Genomic DNA, 19,351 nt, shown 5'->3' with positions numbered 1-19,351 from the left:
TCACAAGATTCCCTAAGGGCAATCGCGAAATGGGAAGGCTTTCTGGTGCTATGGTAAACTCACCCCCAGAGCACCGGCTGCTGCGCGTAGCTGATATAAAGAGGATGTTTGGGCGCGCCGGCCTGTGTCAGGCCCAGATGGTAGAGCGGGCGATCGGCCCCGCGCAAAAGCGCCTCGACAACCGCGCCACGGCCCAGATGTGCCCCATGTGCGCCCCATGCGCAGATCACCCGATCCTCGGGGCCGGACACCCAATCGAGGCTCTCGAGGATGGCGCGGTCGTTCTCGGGGCCGACCGGATCTGGCTGGGCCCGCATCACCTTGGGGTCGGTGGCGCGATAGGCGAAGATATTGGTCACGCGGAACGCCCCGAATCCCAACACCCGTGCACGGCGCTCGCAGCGCTCCACGGTCGGGTCGTTCTGCACCTCGGTCGCGGTCGAGGGGTTGAGCATGATGAACAGCGCGCGCGGGCCTTTCGGGTCCCATACACGGGTCAGCAGATACCGGAACTGCTCGTCATCGGAATAGACCGCGATGGAAGCCGCATCGCCCTTGAGAAACTCGCGCGTGACCATGAGGCCGTCCTTTCGCCAAGGCAAAGGCCGGAGGAAATCCACCGGCCCGTCAAGGATTACAGATTGAAGACGCGGCTCGGATGCAACTCGCCCGCCTTGTAGGTGCCTACAGCCAGCGGCACCCCCTCATAGGACACCCATGCCTCATCGCCATACTCGCAGGCCGAGGCCAGCACCATTCCCGGGTTGCCATTGCGCAGGCGCACCGCGCCCTCGGGGGTGCATTTCAGCTCGGGCAGATCCGCCAGACCGATCTCCAGCGGCTGCACGCGGGCATCCAGCTCGGGCGTCTTGGCCAGCTCATCCAGCGTCTCGAGGCTGATCCCCTGTGCGGCCTCGAACGGGCCGGACCATTCGCGGCGCAGCCACAGGACATGGCCCAAGCACCCAAGCACCTGCCCCAGATCACGGGCGATCGAGCGCACATAACCGCCCTTGCCGCAGACCATTTCCAGCTCGACCGTATCGACATCGACCCGCGACACCAGTTCGAGGCTCTCGACCCAGAGGGGACGTGCGGCCAGCTCCATCTCCTCGCCCTTGCGGGCCAGCGCATAGGCGCGCTCGCCATCCACCTTCACAGCCGAGAACTGCGGCGGCACCTGCATGATATCGCCCACGAATTGCGGCAGTGCGGCGCGGATATCGTCATCGCTCGGACGCTTGTCCGAAGTCTCGATGACTTCGCCCTCGGCATCATCAGTATTGGTGGCAGCCCCCAGGCGCACCTGGAAACGGTAGCACTTGTCGGCATCGGTGATATAGGGAACGGTCTTCGTGGCCTCGCCCAAGGCCACGGCCAGCACGCCGGTTGCTGCCGGATCCAGCGTGCCCGCATGGCCAGCCTTCTTGGCGCCAAGCGCCCAACGCACTTTGTTGACAACGGATGTCGAGGTAATACCGGCGGGCTTATCGATAATCAGCCAGCCCGAAACATCCCGACCTTTTTTGCGTGCCATTGCCCGTCCTTCGCTTGACCAGATCTGCAAGGCGCCCTGCTAGCTCAAGGGCGTCATCCGGTCAACCTGCCGTCGAGAGTATCGACAGGGTCACTCGGCAGGCGCGGGCTTGGGGCGCACAAGCCCGACAATCGGCCCCATCGGCAGGCCGAAATCGGCGCGGTTCTCGGACGGATCGACCAACCGCGAGATCTTGCCATCGAAATAGAGCGCATTGCGTGCACCCAGCTCGTCACGGAAGAGCCGCGCGAAGAGGTGGAAATTCACCGGTGTCTCGGAAATCGCGAACCATGCGTGTTTGCCATCCGCCGACACGCCCACTCCGTTACGGATGTTCAGGCTGTCGCTATCGGGCAGGAATTTCGGATGAAGCGTTCCGTCAATCACCAGCATCGGGCCGGATTGCGTCGCATAGGTGCAGGTGGGCGGATCGGCATTGAAGCTGCGCGATTCCATCACCGTCAGACGGTCGGGTGCAATACAGAACACGCCATTGGGCAGCAGCCCGAAATTCCCCGGCCCTTCGGAGGTGACAATCGGGCGCTCTTGCTGCCCCTTCTCGACATAGAGCCCCACGGGGCGACGATCCGAGTGATACATCCCGGCATTCATCGCAAAGCCCAGAACTTCGTCGGAACCCAGCTGACCTTCCAGGCGCTCGGGGGTGCCGATCAGCTGTCCGGACGGATCGTTCCACCATAGCCGCAGATCATCGCCTGCATCGGCCTCGCATACGGTAAAGGCCGCGCCATCGAAATCGACCCGATGGCAAGGGTCATCAGCGGTCTGCGCCCAGAGTGGGCGCGAGACCAGAGCCAGAAGGCCAAGGATCAGGAAATTAGTCCAGATCTTCGTCATCATCGTCATCATGACGGGCCACATCACGCTGCACCGTCTCGTCCGAGAACAGACGGCGGGTTTCATCCATACGGTCATAGGTCTCGTCCAGGCGGAACCGCAGATCAGGAGTGAATTTCAGGGTCAGGCTCTTGCCCACCATATGGCGGATCTCGCCCTTGTTGCGGGCCAGAGCCTTGATCAGCCCCTCCTCGCCCCTGCCGCCCAGAGGGGTGACATAGGCGGTGGCGACCTTCAGGTCGGGCGAACAGCGCACCTCGCCCACCGTCACGGACACGCCGGACAGATCGGGATCATGCACATCGCCGCGCAGCAGGATGTCAGACAATGCACGACGGATCAGCTCGCCTACGCGGAGCTGCCGTTGAGAGGGCCCTTCGGCCGAATTGAAGCGGTTCTTTGCCATACTTCCGCACATAGACATTTGCAGCCCGTCACGCAATGCCCCTGATAGACAGGGGCGCATGAGGCTTTGCCAACACTTGGCACTCAGGATAAGCAGGGTCGCAACTGAAAGGCCAATAACGAAAGAGAGAACCATGGGTGAACTTCCCGGAATCGTCATCACAGGGGCCTCGGGCCGTATGGGGCAGATGCTGATCCGCAGCGTCGTGGCCTCCGACAAAGTGCAGCTGGCCGGCGCGGTCGTGCGGCAGGGCAACGGATGGGCCGGCCGCGATCTGGGCGAGCTGATGGGGCTGGGCCATGGCGTCGTGGTCACCGATGACCCGCTCGAAGCCTTTGCCAAGGCCCAGGCGGTGATCGACTTCACCACCCCCGAAGCCACGCTGGAATTTGCCGAACTCGCCGCGCAGGCACGCGCCACCCATGTGATCGGCACGACAGGGTTCACCGATGAGCAGCTCGAGGCGCTGAAACCCGCGGCCTTCCATGCGGTGCAGGTGCGCGCGGGCAATATGAGCCTTGGCGTGAACCTGCTGACCCAGCTGACGAAAAAGGTGGCCCAAGCGCTGGATGAGGAGTGGGATATCGAGGTGATCGAGGCCCATCACAACCGCAAGGTCGATGCGCCTTCGGGCACCGCACTGATGCTGGGCGAGGCCGCAGCCGAGGGCCGTGGCATCCGGCTTGCCGATCACCGCGAAGCCGGTCGCGACGGCATCACCGGCGCGCGCGAGAAAGGCGCCATCGGCTTCTCCGCCATCCGTGGTGGCGATATCGTGGGCGAACATGATGTGCTGTTTGCGGGCATGGGCGAGCGGATCATCCTGCGCCATATGGCGACCGATCGCGGCATCTTCGCCCGCGGAGCGGTGAAAGCGGCGCTCTGGGGTCAGGACAAGGACCCCGGGCAATATGATATGATGGATGTGCTGGGGCTCTGAGCCCCGCCCTTTCGCGCAATAAAAAAGGCGGCCTCGCGGGCCGCCTTTTCTTGTGTCTGATCAGAGCGAGCGTTCGATCTCTTCGCGCTCGAAGATCTCGATGACATCGCCGGGGCGGATATCCTCGTAACGCTCGAAGGCCATACCGCATTCCTGACCGGAGATGACTTCCTTGACCTCGTCCTTGAAGCGCTTGAGCGTCTTCAAGGTGCCTTCGTGGATCACCACATCCTCGCGCAGCAGACGCACGCCTGCCGAACGGCGGGCAACGCCCTCGGTGACCAAGCAGCCTGCAACCTTGCCGACGCCGGTAACCTTGAAGACTTCGCGAATCTCCGCATAGCCGATGAAGTTCTCGCGGATCTCGGCCGACAGCAGGCCCGATGCGGCCGCTTTGATGTCATCCACCAGATCATAGATGATCGAGTAATAGCGGATCTCGACACCTTTCTGGTTGGCCGAGCTGCGCGCCGGAGCGTTGGCACGGACGTTGAAGCCGATGACCGGCGCCTGGCTTGCTTCGGCCAGACCGATATCGGATTCGGTGATCGCACCCACACCCGAATGGATGACGCGCACGCGCACTTCCTCGTTGCCGATCTTCTCGAGCGCCTGAACGATCGCCTCGGTCGACCCTTGCACGTCGGCCTTGACCACAACGGCCAGTTCCGAAACGCTCTTGTCGGCCTTGGCTTTCGCCATCAGCTGCTCCAGCGTCGTCGCCGCACCGGCAGCCGCACGTTTGTCCTTGGCGGCCGAGATACGGTAATCCGCGATCTCGCGGGCCTGTGCCTCGGTTTCAACCACGTTCAACACGTCGCCTGCTTCGGGCGTACCGTTGAGGCCGAGCACCTCGACCGGAACCGACGGACCGGCCTCATCGACGCGGTCGCCGCGATCGTTGATCAGCGCGCGGACCTTACCCCACTGCTCGCCCACGACGAAGATATCGCCGCGCTTGAGCGTGCCGTGCTGCACCAGAACGGTGGCAACCGGACCACGACCCACATCGAGCTTGGCTTCGATCACCGCACCCTGCGCCTGACGGTTCGGGTTGGCTTTCAGTTCGAGGATCTCTGCCTGAAGCGCGATGGCGTCCAGCAGGGTATCAAGCCCCTTGCCCGATTTGGCCGACACTTCAACGGTCTGGACGTCGCCGCCCATCTCTTCGACAACCACGTTATGCTGCAGAAGCTCGGTGCGCACGCGCTGTGCGTTTGCCTCGTGCTTGTCGATCTTGTTGATCGCCACGATCATCGGCACATTCGCCGCTTTCGCGTGGTTGATCGCCTCGATCGTCTGCGGCATGACCGAATCATCTGCCGCCACAACCAGGATGACAACGTCGGTCACATTGGCACCGCGTGCCCGCATCGACGTGAACGCCGCGTGGCCGGGGGTGTCGAGGAAGGTCAGAACCGCCCCGCTATCGGTGGTCACCTGATAGGCGCCGATATGCTGGGTGATGCCGCCAGCCTCACCGGAAACGACATTCGCCTTACGGATCGCATCCAGAAGCGAGGTCTTGCCGTGGTCCACGTGGCCCATGATGGTCACGATCGGCGGACGCGGCTGAAGATCTTCATCCTTGTCCTGAACCGTGTCGATCACCTGCTCGACATCCGCATCCGAAACGCGCACCGCGCGGTGGCCGAATTCCTCGATCACCAGCTCTGCGGTATCGACATCAAGCGGCTGGTTTGCGGTCACCATCATGCCCATTTTCATGAGCGATTTCACCACATCCGCAGTCCGTTCGGCCATACGGTTGGCAAGCTCGCCGACCAGAATGGTTTCCGGCAGCTGGACATCGCGCACCTGCTTCTCGGCGCGACCGCTATCCATGCCCTTCTGACGCTGACGCTCCTGCTTGCGCTTCATCGACGCGAGCGAGCGCTGGCGCCCTTCGCGGCCGGTCAGCGCATCATTGAGCGACAGCTTGCCCGAACGGCGGCTCTCGTCCTTGGCAGCTTTGCCACGCGAGTCGCGGTCGCTGCTGCGATCACGCTCACGATCAGTCTTGCGCGGACCCGAGGCCGAAACCCCTTTGGTCTCGGCACGCGAAGCAGCGGCCTCTGCAGCGGCGCGGTCTTGCGGCGCGGCAGGTGCGTCGGCTTTGGGAGCCTTGCGGACCTCTTCCTTCTTCTTCGCACGCAGTTCGGCCTCGCGCGCCTTGCGCTCGTCCTCTTCTGCCTTCAGGCGCAGCGCTTCTTCGCGCTCACGCTCTTCTTTCTCTTTTGCTTCCTGCTCGGCGCGACGACGCTCACGCTCTTCCTCGCGGGCCTTTTCCTCGGCCTCACGGGTTGCAGCTTCCTCGACTTCGCGTGCTTTTGCAGCCTGGAGCGCCTTCAGACGGCGCTCCATCTCGGCATCGGAAATGCCTGCAGGGCGTTTTTTAGGGTCACCCAAATTCGGGCGCGAGCCGGAGGGCTTGCCGGCCGCACCGGCCGCAGGCTTGTTCACGACCCGTTTCTTGGTCTTGGTTTCCACCACCACGCTCTTGGTGCGCCCGTGGCTGAAGCTCTGCTTCACCGAACCGGGGCGTGCGCCACCAAGACCGAGGGTTTTTTTGCCGTCCGTATCGCTCATGCCGTCTTCGTATCCTTACTGGCAGCCGCTTTGCCGCCGTCCTGCTTGCGCATCCCCGCAAGCCTTGCCGCTTCTGTTATGACACGCGGAGTGAGTCCACCAGAACCAAGCGCGCCGTGTATTGCACGATCACGCCCAAAAGCCAAACCCAATTCCGCGCTGGTCAGGCAACCGAACCAACGGCTGCCTTCGGGGGTCCAGAGCTTGCCCTTCCCGCGTTCCGATCCATCGGTCGCCTGGAAGAGTACCTTTGCCCGACCTTCCGCGAGCCAGCCCTTGACCTTTTCAAAGCCACATACGGCTTTGCCAGATTTCCTGACCAAGGAGATAAGCTCGACCACGCGTTGTGCAAGAGCCTGATCGACGAGATCCGCCAGATTATCCGGCGCCTCCGCCTTGGTTTTTGCGCCACGGGAGAACAATCCCTTGGCAACTGCCTTCTCGATGATCTCGCGATCCGAGGTCACCCAGATCCCCCGACCCGGCAGTTTTTCTGCCACGTCGGGATAGATCAGACCGTCCGGCCCCAGCACGAAACGCACAAGCCCGACCTTGGGCTGCACGTCTTGCGTGACGATGCAGCGCCGTTCCGACTCGTCATTTGTTTTGTCTCGCCCACCACGGCTCATGATCGGTCCGATCCCCTTCTCTTTCAGGCCTTGGGCTCTTCGCCCTCGGCCTCTTCTACGTCTGCCGCTGCTTCCAGCTCGGTCGGGTCAACCCAACCCAGCTGAACGCGTGCGGTCATAACCATTGTCTGCGCATCTTCCAGCGAGACGTCGAACGCCTCCAGAAGACCGTCGTCTTTCTGGCGCTTGCCATCGACGGTGGTCCAGCCACCGGCCAGCTCCCAGTCGGCGCAGGTCGCGAAATCTTCCAGCGTCTTCACGCCGTCTTTTGCCAGCGCCTCGACCATCGGTGCGGTCAGACCTTCGACCTCGAAGAGGCTGTCCTCGGCACCGAGCGCGCGAGCGCTCTCGATGGCCTTGCGGTTCAGCTCCTCGATATAATCGCGGGCGCGGGCCTGGAGTTCCTCGGCGGTGCCATCATCGATACCTTCGATGGACATCAGCTCGTCGCTCTCGACATAGGCCACCTCCTCGAGAGTGGTGAAGCCTTCCGAAACCAGAAGTTGGGCAAAGAACTCGTCGATATCAAGTGCATCCACGAACAGTTTGGTCCGCTCTGCGAATTCGGCCTGACGGCGGCTCGATTCATCGGCCTCGGTCATGATGTCGATGTCGAGACCGGTCAGCTGCGAGGCAAGACGCACGTTCTGGCCGCGACGGCCGATGGCCAGCGACAGCTGCTCGTCGGGCACAACCACTTCAATCTTCTGCGCTTCTTCATCGAAGACCACTTTCGACACTTCTGCCGGCTGCAGCGCGTTCACGAGGAAGGTCGCGGTATCTTCGTTCCACGGAATAATGTCGATCTTCTCGCCCTGCAGCTCGCCCACGACGGCCTGCACACGCGAACCGCGCATACCGACGCAAGCGCCGACGGGGTCGATCGAATTGTCATGCGAGATCACGGCGATCTTCGCGCGCGAGCCCGGATCACGGGCCACGGCCTTGATCTCGATGATGCCGTCATAAATCTCCGGCACTTCCATCTTGAACAGTTCCGCCATGAATTGCGGATCGGTGCGCGACAGGAAGATCTGCGGGCCACGGGTCTCGCGGCGCACGTCTTTCACGAAGCAGCGGATGCGGTCGCTCGGGCGGTAGGATTCGCGGCCGATCTTCTCGTTGCGGCGCAGGATACCCTCACCACGACCGATATCGACGATGATATTGCCGTATTCCTCGCGCTTGACCACACCATTGATGATGGTGCCCTTGCGATCCTTGAACTCGTCGAACTGGCGGTCACGCTCAGCTTCGCGCACGCGCTGCAGGATCACCTGCTTGGCGGATTGCGCGGCGATGCGGCCCAGATCGACCGGGGGAACCTCGTCGATGATCTCGTCACCGATCTCCGGCTCTGCCTTGTATTGCTTGGCCTGCTTGACGGTCAGCTCTGCCTGATAGTTTTCCAGATCTTCGTCGGCCACGACGGTGCGCACCCGCGTGAAGGTCGCACGACCGGTCTTGCGGTCGATATGGACGCGGATGTCCATTTCCGAGCCGTAACGGGACTTTGCCGCACGGGCCAGCGAATCCTCCATCGCCTCGATCACCAGATCGGGGTCGATCATCTTTTCGCGGGCCACGGCCTCGGCGGTCTGCAGCAGTTCAAGCTGGTTGGCAGAGGTGATTGCCATCACTCTTTCTCCTCGTCGGAAGCATCCGTATCCGTTTCGATCTCGTCGAATTGGGTTTCATCAATCGCACCAGAGGCTTTCTTCTGGCGCAGCATCTCGTCAATCAGGTCGTCGGTCAGCACGAGTTTTGCATCCGACAGCCAGTCGAATTGCAGACCGATGGTCACCGTCTCGCCCTGTTCTTCCAGCTCGAGAAGGACCTCCTCGCCCTCCGTGCCACGGATAAAACCTTTGAAGCGGCGGCGGCCGTCGATCATCTCGGAGGTCTCGATCTTCGCCTCGTAGCCTTCCCATGCGTCGAAATCCTTCAGACGCGTCAGCGGGCGGTCGATACCCGGCGAGGAGACCTCGAGATGGTAATTCTCCTCGATCGGGTCTTCCACATCCAGAACGGCACTCACCGCGGTCGAGATCTTGGCGCAATCGTCCACGATGATACCGCCCTCGGGGCGATCAGCCATGATCTGGAGCGTTGCCGTCCTGCCGCCCTGCAGGCGGATACGAATCAACTCGAAACCCAGCCCCTCAATGGTGGGCTGAACAATATCTGCCAAACGCCGGTCGATGGCGGTCTTTGCGATGAGGTCGGTCATGTCCGTCCTTCGTTGAATGCCTTGACCCGTATAACAAAAAACGGGCCAAGCGGCCCGTTACATAGGTTCGGTGGATGCCGAGCCAAGCCCGACACGCCGCTGTTGGCCCTGTCTATAGCTTACAGAACGCCTGTTTGCAAGCGTTTCGCGCAGGCCCCGCTTTCGGAGCCTCAGCGACGCAGCCTGTCCATGATGCCCACCAGCGCCTGCGTGATACGCGGCTCCGACAGCGCATGCCCCGAGGCTGGCACCATCTGCAGTTCGGCCAGCGGCCAGTCCCGCGCCAGACGCCATGCCGAAAGCGGCGGGCAGATCATATCCATCCGCCCCTGCACGATCATGGTCGGGATATGCTCGATCCGGTGACGGTCACGCAAGATCTGGCCATCCTCGTCGAGAAAGGCCCTGTTGGTAAAATAGTGATTTTCCAGACGCGCGAACGCACGGGCATAATCCGCCGGCGCCTCGCCCATATGGCCGTCAGTATCCACCGATGCCAGAGCGTTTTCCCACATCGTCCAGATGCGGGCATGGCGGGCCTCGGTCACATAATCGCCGCAGAAGAGGCGTTTGTGATAGGCCCCGACGAGATCGTCGCGTTCCTCCTCGGGGATCTGCTCGCAAAAGCGGGCCCACAGATCGGGGAAGAACTGCCCCGCGCCGCCCCCGTAAAACCAGTCGATCTCGCGCTGCATCGCCAGAAACACACCGCGCAGCACCAGCGCCTGCACATGGTCCGGATGCGCCTCGGCATAGATCAGCGCCAGCGTTGCCCCCCAGCTGCCGCCGAAAACGATCCAGCGCTCGATCCCGAGGGTTTGACGAATCAGCTCGATATCGGCGACCAGATGCCATGTGGTATTATGCTCCACCGAGGCCTGCGGCTTGGACAGCCCGCAACCACGCTGGTCGAAGAGCACGATCCGGTAATGGGCCGGATCGAAGAACCGGCGCATCGCGGGGCTGCACCCGCCCCCCGGACCGCCATGGAACACTACCACGGGCACGCCATGCGGATTGCCCGATTGCTCGACATACAGCTGATGGCCATCGCCCACATCCAGCATCCGCCGGTCGAAAGGCTCGATCGGCGGGTAAAGATATGATGTCGGCTGACGTTTTTGACCTGCAGTTCTATCCATGATCAGACTATATAGCGCAAAACGGTGCTCCACCACGGGGCAGAGGCAGATATTTCGAGGGCAAAGCATGTCAGACGCGAAATCGACGATCAATCCCGATGAGGTCGCCAAATTTGAGGCGATGGCCGCCGAATGGTGGGACCCGAACGGCAAGTTCCGCCCGCTGCACCAGATGAACCCTTGCCGCCTCGACTATCTGACCACACAGATCGCAGCGCAATTCGGCCGCAACCTGCGCGACGCACGACCTTTTGAAGGGCTGCGCATTCTGGATATCGGCTGTGGCGGCGGGCTCCTGTCGGAACCGATGGCGCGGCTCGGCGCGACCGTGGTGGGTGTGGATGCCGCTGAAGGCAACCTGCCGGTGGCGCGGCTGCATGCCGAGCAATCGGGGCTCGAGATCGATTACCGCCACGGCACCGCCGAGGCGCTGGCCGCAGATGGCGAGACATTCGACGTGGTTCTGGCGATGGAGATCGTCGAACATGTGGCCGTGCCGCAAGAGTTCATCGAGACCTGTGCGGCGCTGGTGAAATCGGGGGGGATGATGTTTGTCTCCACCCTCAATCGCAATGCCAAGAGCTATATGTTCGCCATCATCGGGGCCGAACGGATCCTGAAATGGCTCCCCAACGGCACCCATGACTGGGCAAAGTTCATCACCCCCGACGAGCTGGAGGACATGGTCCTGAACGCCCAGCTGGATATGGTCGACCGCAAGGGCATGGTGCTCAACCCCATCACATGGCGCTGGTCCACCTCGGCGCGCGATCTGTCGGTGAATTACGTCACCACCAGCCTGAAGCCCTGATCACACAAGACTGAGCGCCGTGACGATCTCCATCTTGCCGAAACCGCTGAAGCGGGTGTTGGTCACGGCGCTATAGGCCCCCATGCCGTGGAAGACGATGTAATCCTCTTCCTCCAGATCCTCGGGGAGCGCCAGCTGGCTGGGTAGGCGGTCCACCGGATCGCAGGTCGGACCGAAGACCGTGCGCGGGAGCGTTGCGCCCTCGCGCTTGCGGCCATCAGGTCCGTAGCAGGTCAGGCGCTCGATATTGCCCACCAGCGGCAGATCGGCCAGCCCGCCATAGATCCCGTCATTGAGGAACACGTCACCGCCATCGCGCAGCGATTTCACGCGGGTGATATGGGTGAAGGCATCGCCCACCAGCCCCCGCCCCGGCTCGCAGACCAATGCGGGACGCGCCTCGCCAAAGGCCTCGCCTGCCACGCGGTCAATGGTGGTGAAGATCTCCTCGACCTTGGGCGCAGGCCCCGCCTTGCGGTGATTGGGGAATCCCCCGCCCACGTTAAGCCGGTGAAGCCTGACACCTGCCTGCTCCGCAATGCGCGCCGCGGCACGGATGTAGCGGTCCCAGACCATCGGGTCGGTCACCTGCGATCCGGGCTGGAAGGTGAGCGAGGGCTTGAAGCCCGCCTCATCCACATCGCGCAGAAGAGCAACCGCCAGATCCTCGGTCGCGCCGAACTTCGCGCTTGCGTCATAGGCCCCCGTCTCGTCGGCCAGCTCGAAGCGCACCGAGATCTCGCAGCCCTCATAGGGCACCAGATCGACCAGCTTCGACAATTCGCTCCGGCTATCGACCGACCAGACCTTCACGCCGGCCTCGACCGCATGGGCGATCTCGGCCCGCCCGCGCACGGGATTATGGTAATGGAGCGCGCAATTGGGCGCGAGGCGGCGGATCAGATCGATCTCGTCGGGCGAGGCCACATCAAAGCCGCGGATACTGGCGGCGGCGAGATTCTCGATCACCATCTCGGCGGGGTTCGATTTGACATCATAGGTCACAAGCCCCGGAAAGCCGCGGATATAGCGCACCGCCGTCTGCTGTAGCACCGCAGGCGAGAAGACCAGCACCGGATGATCGGGCCGGTTCACACGGATAATCTCGGACGGGTTCATCCAGATCGTCTTCGAAACGCCCATCGGCTTTCCTCCCATCATAGTGGCAGCCACCTTTTGCCCCAATGCAGGAACCGCCCTGCGGATGGGAAAGCGCTTACGCAATTCGTTCTCAGGTGAGGCTGTCCGCCCTTCCTGCCTTTCCAGAGCTGCGATATGGGGCCAAAGCCCTGCCCTGAAAAGGGCAAATTACCGCGTCACGTCCCCAAAGTGCCAGCTGGACCACCCAAATCAACCCCGAAGCCGTCCTCCGCTCGTTGATAGGAATTGATCGTGTGGTCTAATTTTCGCGCATTTCGGCAGGTTGCGGCGGATTGACCCGACGTGCCCTGCGCAATTGTCGTGAAACTGTCGGGGATCTGCGCCAGATTTGGAAAAAACTGATGAAGGGGATTTTCATGTCGGGCATTTCTCGCCGCTTCTTTCTGTCGGCCAGCGCCGCCACCGGCGCCTATCTGGTGCATCCGTTCAAGGCCGAGGCCGCCGAGGGCCAGATCCATCTGCGCATCATCGAGACGACCGATATCCATGTCGCGCTCGACCCCTATGACTATTACGGCGACAAGCCCGACGACACCCAAGGGCTGGCCCGCACCGCGACCCTGATCGAGGGCTTGCGCGACGAGGCCGAGAACACGCTTCTGCTGGATAATGGCGACTTGCTGCAGGGCAATCCTCTGGGTGATTACATCGCGCATCAGAAAGGTGTAGGCGATGACGTGCACCCGATGGTCAAGGCGATGAACATCCTTGGCTATGATTGCGCGACGCTCGGCAATCACGAGTTCAATTACGGGCTCGAATTCCTGCAGGCATCCCTCGAGGCGGCAGCCTTCCCCTTCGTCTGCGCCAATGTCGTCTCGGGCCCCGAGCTGGGCGCCGATCCGCTGGAGGACCAGACACTCTTCCCGCCCTATTATGTGATGGAGCGCGCCCTGACCGATGGCTCGGGCGAGGCGCATCTGGTGAAGATCGGCGTGATCGGTTTCGTCCCGCCACAGATCATGCAATGGGACGAGGCCAATCTGAAAGGCCGAGTTTCGACGCGCGATATTGTGGCGGCCGCCAAGGCATGGGTGCCCAAGCTGAAAGGCGACGAGGGCTGTGATCTGGTGATCGCTCTGGCCCATACCGGTATCGAGGGCGGTGGCTATACCGAAGGCATGGAAAACGCGGCCCTTTATGTGGCCGAGGTCGAGGGTATCGATGTCGTGCTGACCGGCCACCAGCACCGTGTCCTGCCCGGCCCCGATTATGCGGGCATCGAGGGCGTGGATGCCGAAAAGGGCACGCTCGCCGGCAAGCCCGCCGTGATGGCGGGGTTCTGGGGCTCGCATATGGGGCTGATCGACCTGATGCTGGAGAAGCAGAACGGCAAATGGGGGATTGTGAGCCATACTTCCGAGGCCCGCCCCATCTACAAGCGCGAGGACCGCAAGGCGATCGCCCTGACAGAGAGCTTCGCACCCATCACCGAGGCCGTCGAGCCGGACCATCAGGCGACACTCGCCTATATCCGCTCGCCGGTGGGCGAGACCTCGGCCCCGCTTTACAGCTATTTCGCGCTGGTCGCCGATGACCCTTCGGTGCAGATCGTCTCGCAGGCGCAAAGCTGGTATGCCAAGGATATGCTGAAGGAAACCGCCTATAAGGATTTGGCCGTCCTCTCGGCGGCGGCACCGTTCAAATGTGGCGGGCGTGGCGGGCCGGACTATTACACCAATGTCGCCAAAGGCCCTGTTGCCATCAAGAATGTGGCCGATCTCTATCTCTATCCCAACACCTTCCGCGCGCTGAAGGTGACGGGTGCCACCGTGGCCGACTGGCTCGAGCGTTCGGCGGGGGCGTTCAACCAGATCGAAGTGGGGGCCAAGGATGCGGCCCTCCTCAACCCTGATTTCCCGAGCTATAATTTCGACGTGATCGACGGGGTGAGCTACCGCATCGATCTCTCGAAACCCGCCAAATTCGACAGCGAGGGCAAACAGGTCAGCGAGGGCGGGCGGATCGTGGATCTGATGTTCGAGGGCAAACCCATCGACCCTGATCAGGAGTTCATCGTGGCGTCGAACAATTACCGCGCTGGCGGCGGTGGCCATTTCCCGGGCGTGGATGCCTCGAAAATCGTGTTCGAAGGGCCCGATACCAATCGCGATATCATCGTGCGGTTTATTCAGGAGCAAGGCACGATCAACCCCGCGGCGGATGGCAACTGGAGCTTTGCGCCAATGGAAGGCACCACGGTGACCTTCGCCTCCGGCCCCGCTGGACGGGACTTCATGGAGGCCGTGAAGGGTGTGCAGATCGCGGATGCGGGCGAAGCCCAAGACGGATTCGCGCTCTACCGGATCACGCTCTGACACATTTGCCTTGCTCCAAAGGCTTTTCCTCGCGCTTGGCCCACGTTAAAGAGGGCCAAGCCTTACAAGGATCAGACGCATGCCGATGGAAAAGACCTTCAACGCCGCCGAGGCAGAACCCCGCATCTCCGCCAAATGGGAAGAGGCAGGGGCCTTCAAAGCGGGTGCCAATGCCTCGCGCCCCGAAACCTTCACCATCATGATCCCGCCGCCGAACGTGACCGGCGCGCTGCATGTGGGCCATGCGTTCAACAACACCATTCAGGATATTCTGGTCCGCTGGCACCGGATGCGCGGCTTTGACACGCTCTGGCAGCCTGGTCAGGACCATGCCGGCATCGCCACCCAGCTGATGGTGGAAAAGGAACTGGCCAAGACCGGCCAGCCGGGCCGCCGCGAGCTGGGCCGCGAGAAATTCCTGGAGAAGGTCTGGGACTGGAAGGGCCAATACGGCTCGACCATCGTGGGCCAGCTTCAGCGACTTGGCTCGTCCTGTGACTGGTCGCGCAATGCCTTCACCATGGCGGGCGCACCGGGCGATCCGCGCACCGGCCACGAAAATAGCCCGAATTTCCACGATGCCGTCATCAAGGTCTTCGTGGATATGTATAACAAGGGCATGATCTATCGCGGCAAGCGTCTCGTGAACTGGGACCCCCATTTCGAGACCGCGATCTCGGACCTCGAAGTCGAGAATATCGAAGTCGCGGGCCATATGTGGCACTTCAAATACAAGCTGGCCGGTGGCGAGACCTATACCTACCGCGAGAAGGACGAAGACGGCAACGTCACCTTCGAGGAGGTGCGCGACTATATCTCCATCGCGACCACCCGCCCCGAAACCATGCTGGGCGATGGCGCGGTGGCCGTGAACCCCAAAGACGAGCGTTATGCGCCCATCGTCGGCAAGATGGTGCATCTGCCGCTCTGTGACCGTCTGATCCCGATCGTGGCGGATGAATATCCGGACATGACCTTCGGCTCGGGCGCCGTGAAGATCACCGGCGCGCATGATTTCAACGATTATCAGGTCGCCAAACGCTGTAACCTGCCGATGTATCGCCTGATGGACATGCAGGGCGCGATGCGCGCCGATGGCCTGCCTTACGAGGACTGCGTGGCGCGTGCCCGCGAGATCGCGGCAGGCGCCGAAGCGGGCGAGATGGAAATCGACAGCCTCAACCTCGTGCCCGAGAAATATCGTGGCATGGACCGGTTCGAGGCCCGCAAGGCGGTGATCGCGGATATCAATGCCGCCGGGCTTGCGGTGACGATCGAGAAGATCATTACTGATGACGAGGATAACGAAGCCGCGATCTGGGTGCCTTATGTCGAGGACAAGCCGATCATGCAGCCCTTCGGCGACCGCTCGAAGGTGGTGATCGAGCCGATGCTGACCGACCAGTGGTTCGTCGATGCCGAGAAGATCGTGGGCAAGGCACTGGATGCCGTGCGCGATGGCCGCACCAAGATCATGCCGGAATCGGGCGAGAAGACCTATTTCCACTGGCTCGAAAACATCGAGCCGTGGTGCATCTCGCGCCAGCTCTGGTGGGGGCATCAGATCCCTGTATGGTATGGCCTGGACCTGTCGGTGACGGGTTTCACCGATGACGAGAACAATGGCGATCTGGACGAGGTCGAACTGGGCCGTCTCTTGAACGAAGGCGGCATGCTGCACCGTGGTGACATCCACCATTGCGCCGCCGATTTCGACTCGGTGACCGAGATGTTCCGCGATGCGAATGCCGCTCTGCCCGTGCCACTCTCGGCGGCCCGTATCGTCGAGGTGGCCGACCGGAAGGCCGCAATGGAAACGCTGGCGGCATCTCTGGCCGAGTATAACCTGTCTCAGGACCCGACCCATCTGGTCTATCCGGTCTGGCGCGACGGCGATGTGCTCGATACCTGGTTCTCTTCGGGCCTCTGGCCGATCGGCACGCTGGGCTGGCCGAACTGGGACGAGAGCACCAAGAAATACTTCCCGACCGATGTTCTGGTCACCGGCTTTGACATCCTGTTCTTCTGGGTGGCGCGCATGATGATGATGCAGCTCGCCGTTGTCGATCAGGTGCCGTTCCACACCGTCTACCTGCACCAGCTCGTGCGTGACGAGAAGGGCAAGAAGATGTCGAAGACCACCGGCAATGTCATCGATCCGCTGGAAATCATCGACGAGTTCGGGGCCGACGCGCTGCGCTTCACCAATGCGTCAATGGCGGCCCTTGGCGGCGTGCTGAAACTCTCGAAAGACCGCATCGCGGGCTATCGCAACTTCGGCACCAAGATCTGGAACGCGACCCGCTTCGCGGAGATGAATGGGGTGTTTGAGGGCGCACCTGTCGCAATGCCCGCGCCCACCCATACGGTAAACCGCTGGATCGTGGGCGAGGTCGCCAAGGTCCGCGAAGAGGTCGATGCTGCCTTTGACACCTATCGTTTCAATGACGCGGCCAACGCACTTTACGGCTTCGTCTGGGGCAAGGTCTGCGACTGGTATGTCGAATTCGCCAAGCCTCTGTTTGACGGCGAGCATGCACAGGAAACCCGCGAGACCATGCGCTGGGTGCTGGATCAGGCCTATACCATGCTGCACCCGATCATGCCCTTCATCACCGAAGAGCTCTGGGAGCTGACCGGCGAGCGCACGAAGCTTCTGGCCCATGGCGATTGGCCCGTTTACACGGCAGCGGAACTCGTTGACCCGGCAGCCGATGCCGAGATGAACTGGGTGATCGCGCTGATCGAGGAAATCCGCTCCTCGCGGGCGCAGATGGGCGTGCCGGTGGGACTGAAACTGCCGATGATCCTGGCCGAGGCCGATGCGGCGGCGCGTGCGGCGCTTGCCAATAACGAGGCGCTGATCCTGAAACTGGCGCGCGTGGACAGCATCACCGAAGGGCCGATCCCGAAAGGGGCGATCTCGATCCCTGCCCATGGCGCGCTCTTCGGCCTGCCGCTCGAAGGGGTGATCGACGTCAAGGCCGAGAAGACCCGGTTGGAGAAGGCTCTGGCCAAGATCCAGAAGGAGATCGGCGGAATGGAGGGGCGTCTGAAGAACCCGAAATTCCTCGAAAAAGCCGAGGCCGAGGTGATCGAGGAAACTCGCGGCAATCTGGCACTTCGTCAGGAAGAGGCGGACAAGATCGCCGCTGCCGTCAAACGATTGGCAGAGCTGGGCTGATAACGATGGAAAGGCCGGGACATCTTCCCGGCCTTTTTTCATGCCCCTATGCGCCGAGATCACCAAACCGGCCGACCACCAGAGACACATCGACAGCTCTCCGCAAACCCCCGCTGAAAAAGCAGCGCTGCTTGACGTTCTGAAAGATCGTTACTGGGTGTCGCTGAGAACAGCCTCCCCGCTTCCCTTCCCCAGACCGGATATGTCGGGATACGCGGATCTGCCGATCCCGCTCTCTGGGGCCATTGCGCGGAGCCAGCCGCTCAGCCCTGATGTCTCCCTGGTCCACGCCTACCTCCGAGCCATCAGGTGCTCCGCGATAAAGCCGATCATCTCGCGCAACAAATCCGCATCGCCACTCCGGTCGGCAAGCGCGAAGATCCACCACGGGTTTGATCCTCTCGTAGCTTTACCGGTTCAGGTTCAGGCTCGCAACCGGATGCGCTGCGCACAATGGCTCCCCATATTTCGAGATTCCGGGGGCATTCCGCCAGTTGCTGGATAAATCGGTTCCTGGGCGCGAGGCAGTGATCGAGGGAGTGGAGAAATCCTGCCCTTGGCACCGCATCACGCCATGCCGGACGCATACCATCAAGATGATGCAGGCGCCCTTTAACATGCCCCACCCTTTTACAGCTACCGAAGGCCGATATGTCAGAACATAAGGTCTCTTCCATCTCGTATTCCACCAAACCTCGGGCGGGCGGGTCAATCTTGTCCCGTCTAACAAAGACCTGTCTGGCGTCACTTTCGCAGCGAGCGGGATCAACAAGGACCATATGCGGCAACGTTCCCAATGGAATTCCTGGTTGGTGCCGGCACCGTAGTCCTGATTGGTTGTCAGAAACCGGGACCAGCCATGTCGCGACGGCCCGCCGGTCTCAGGCGCTCTTGCATCTGCGCGGGGGCTGTGCTGCGCCCAAACAATCGGACTGGTGGAGGCGCAGCAAAGTGAGGGGAGGTCCACAGAAGCGTTGATCCGGAGCGGGTGGGTGTTCCCGGGGGAGTTAGGATGCCTGCCCTTCGGCGCCTCATGCGTCGCTTTGCGGTCCCACCTGCGCGAGCCAAACCCTAACCGCACCCCAGTGTCGTAACCACCAGATATTCAAGCTGCAGCTCACCGACTTGCGTCTTAGGCGACGCAAAGAAGACCGCCGCGCACGGCGTAGCGACCTTCTCAGGACCGACGACGACAATTACCATTTCGAGGCCAGCTCAGAGACCACAAAAAAGAAAAGGGGGACGGCGACATTATCACCTCGTCTTGTAAAAAGAGACATTTTGATAAGCGGGCCAAATATGGATGAGACCACTGGGATGGTTCCTCGCGACATCCGAAAACATCTTCTGGAAAATTACAAAAAATCAAAATTCCCGCTTGCACTACCCCAAATTCCCTACTAATAACCCGCCTACGCAAAACACTTTGCGCACGGGGCCTTAGCTCAGCTGGGAGAGCGCTTGCATGGCATGCAAGAGGTCAGGGGTTCGATCCCCCTAGGCTCCACCAAAATTTACTTGTAAATGAAAAGCACCAGATAGTTCT

The 19,351-nt window shown here is 61.7% G+C and carries 14 protein-coding genes, 1 tRNA gene and 1 pseudogene; 5 read left to right on the top strand and 11 right to left on the bottom strand.

From position 1 onward, the window contains the following. Positions 1 to 59: 59 nt before the first annotated feature. The 4 genes from ABEB22_RS06390 to rbfA form a co-directional block, all read right to left on the bottom strand. Positions 60 to 578 carry a DUF1643 domain-containing protein gene (locus tag ABEB22_RS06390; RefSeq protein WP_339113709.1) on the bottom strand — a complete coding sequence of 173 codons (519 nt, stop codon included), beginning with the start codon at positions 576 to 578 and terminating at the stop codon, positions 60 to 62. Between the two features lie 56 nt (positions 579 to 634). Continuing rightward, positions 635 to 1,537, bottom strand: a complete 903-nt coding sequence (gene truB, locus ABEB22_RS06385) for a tRNA pseudouridine(55) synthase TruB (protein WP_406871077.1) — start codon at positions 1,535 to 1,537, stop codon at positions 635 to 637. Positions 1,538 to 1,627: 90 nt separating this feature from the next. Continuing rightward, the gene (locus ABEB22_RS06380; protein ID WP_406871132.1) at positions 1,628 to 2,398 is read right to left on the bottom strand and encodes a phosphodiester glycosidase family protein; all 771 of its coding nucleotides are present in this window, start codon (positions 2,396 to 2,398) and stop codon (positions 1,628 to 1,630) included. Next, the gene (rbfA, locus tag ABEB22_RS06375; RefSeq protein WP_339113712.1) at positions 2,376 to 2,801 is read right to left on the bottom strand and encodes a 30S ribosome-binding factor RbfA; all 426 of its coding nucleotides are present in this window, start codon (positions 2,799 to 2,801) and stop codon (positions 2,376 to 2,378) included. Before rbfA ends, ABEB22_RS06380 begins: the two co-directional genes overlap by 23 nt. Before the next feature lie 133 nt (positions 2,802 to 2,934). On the opposite strand from rbfA, the gene dapB reads away from it, so the two are divergent. Continuing rightward, positions 2,935 to 3,741 carry a 4-hydroxy-tetrahydrodipicolinate reductase gene (dapB, locus tag ABEB22_RS06370; protein ID WP_339113713.1) on the top strand — a complete coding sequence of 269 codons (807 nt, stop codon included), beginning with the start codon at positions 2,935 to 2,937 and terminating at the stop codon, positions 3,739 to 3,741. Positions 3,742 to 3,801: 60 nt separating this feature from the next. Here the strand turns inward: dapB and infB are convergent, their stop codons facing one another. From infB to pip, 5 genes are all read right to left on the bottom strand, one after another. Then, positions 3,802 to 6,330, bottom strand: coding sequence for a translation initiation factor IF-2 (gene infB, locus ABEB22_RS06365; RefSeq protein ID WP_339113714.1), 2,529 nt, complete (start codon positions 6,328 to 6,330; stop codon positions 3,802 to 3,804). Continuing rightward, positions 6,327 to 6,959, bottom strand: coding sequence for an RNA-binding protein (locus tag ABEB22_RS06360; protein WP_406871076.1), 633 nt, complete (start codon positions 6,957 to 6,959; stop codon positions 6,327 to 6,329). The genes infB and ABEB22_RS06360 overlap by 4 nt, the downstream gene beginning before the upstream one ends. Positions 6,960 to 6,982: 23 nt before the next feature. Then, positions 6,983 to 8,596, bottom strand: a complete 1,614-nt coding sequence (nusA, locus tag ABEB22_RS06355) for a transcription termination factor NusA (protein ID WP_339113716.1) — start codon at positions 8,594 to 8,596, stop codon at positions 6,983 to 6,985. Further along, a complete protein-coding gene (gene rimP / locus ABEB22_RS06350) occupies positions 8,596 to 9,189 on the bottom strand; it encodes a ribosome maturation factor RimP (RefSeq protein WP_339113717.1) in 594 nt (197 codons plus the stop codon). Before rimP ends, nusA begins: the two co-directional genes overlap by 1 nt. Positions 9,190 to 9,359: 170 nt before the next feature. Further along, complete coding sequence (pip, locus tag ABEB22_RS06345) at positions 9,360 to 10,331, bottom strand: prolyl aminopeptidase (protein ID WP_339113718.1); 972 nt, start codon at positions 10,329 to 10,331, stop codon at positions 9,360 to 9,362. 67 nt (positions 10,332 to 10,398) lie between these two features. On the opposite strand from pip, the gene ubiG reads away from it, so the two are divergent. Further along, positions 10,399 to 11,142 (top strand): bifunctional 2-polyprenyl-6-hydroxyphenol methylase/3-demethylubiquinol 3-O-methyltransferase UbiG, encoded by a 744-nt coding sequence (gene ubiG / locus ABEB22_RS06340; protein WP_339113719.1) that lies wholly within the window; start codon positions 10,399 to 10,401, stop codon positions 11,140 to 11,142. Here ubiG and ABEB22_RS06335 read toward each other — a convergent pair whose 3' ends face one another. Next, positions 11,143 to 12,285 carry a type III PLP-dependent enzyme gene (locus ABEB22_RS06335; RefSeq protein WP_350934672.1) on the bottom strand — a complete coding sequence of 381 codons (1,143 nt, stop codon included), beginning with the start codon at positions 12,283 to 12,285 and terminating at the stop codon, positions 11,143 to 11,145. It lies immediately after the preceding gene. Positions 12,286 to 12,659: 374 nt separating this feature from the next. Between ABEB22_RS06335 and ABEB22_RS06330 the strand changes: the two genes are divergently transcribed. Together ABEB22_RS06330 and ABEB22_RS06325 are read left to right on the top strand one after the other, a co-directional pair. Continuing rightward, positions 12,660 to 14,621, top strand: coding sequence for a bifunctional 2',3'-cyclic-nucleotide 2'-phosphodiesterase/3'-nucleotidase (locus tag ABEB22_RS06330; RefSeq protein ID WP_406871075.1), 1,962 nt, complete (start codon positions 12,660 to 12,662; stop codon positions 14,619 to 14,621). 79 nt (positions 14,622 to 14,700) lie between these two features. Then, positions 14,701 to 17,805: a valine--tRNA ligase gene (locus ABEB22_RS06325; protein WP_339113722.1), complete on the top strand. Its 3,105-nt coding sequence runs from the start codon at positions 14,701 to 14,703 to the stop codon at positions 17,803 to 17,805. 214 nt (positions 17,806 to 18,019) lie between these two features. On the opposite strand, the pseudogene ABEB22_RS06320 reads toward ABEB22_RS06325, so the two are convergent. Further along, positions 18,020 to 18,202 (bottom strand): annotated as a pseudogene (locus ABEB22_RS06320) (IS256 family transposase); the annotation flags it as partial. Between the two features lie 1,037 nt (positions 18,203 to 19,239). Between ABEB22_RS06320 and ABEB22_RS06315 the strand changes: the two are divergent. Next, a tRNA-Ala gene (locus ABEB22_RS06315) sits at positions 19,240 to 19,315 on the top strand. Positions 19,316 to 19,351 lie beyond the last annotated feature (36 nt).

The sequence above is a fragment of the Thioclava sp. 'Guangxiensis' genome, from assembly GCF_045348365.1.
GTDB lineage: Bacteria > Pseudomonadota > Alphaproteobacteria > Rhodobacterales > Rhodobacteraceae > Thioclava > Thioclava kandeliae.
This window is presented reverse-complemented; position numbering and strand designations above follow the sequence as displayed.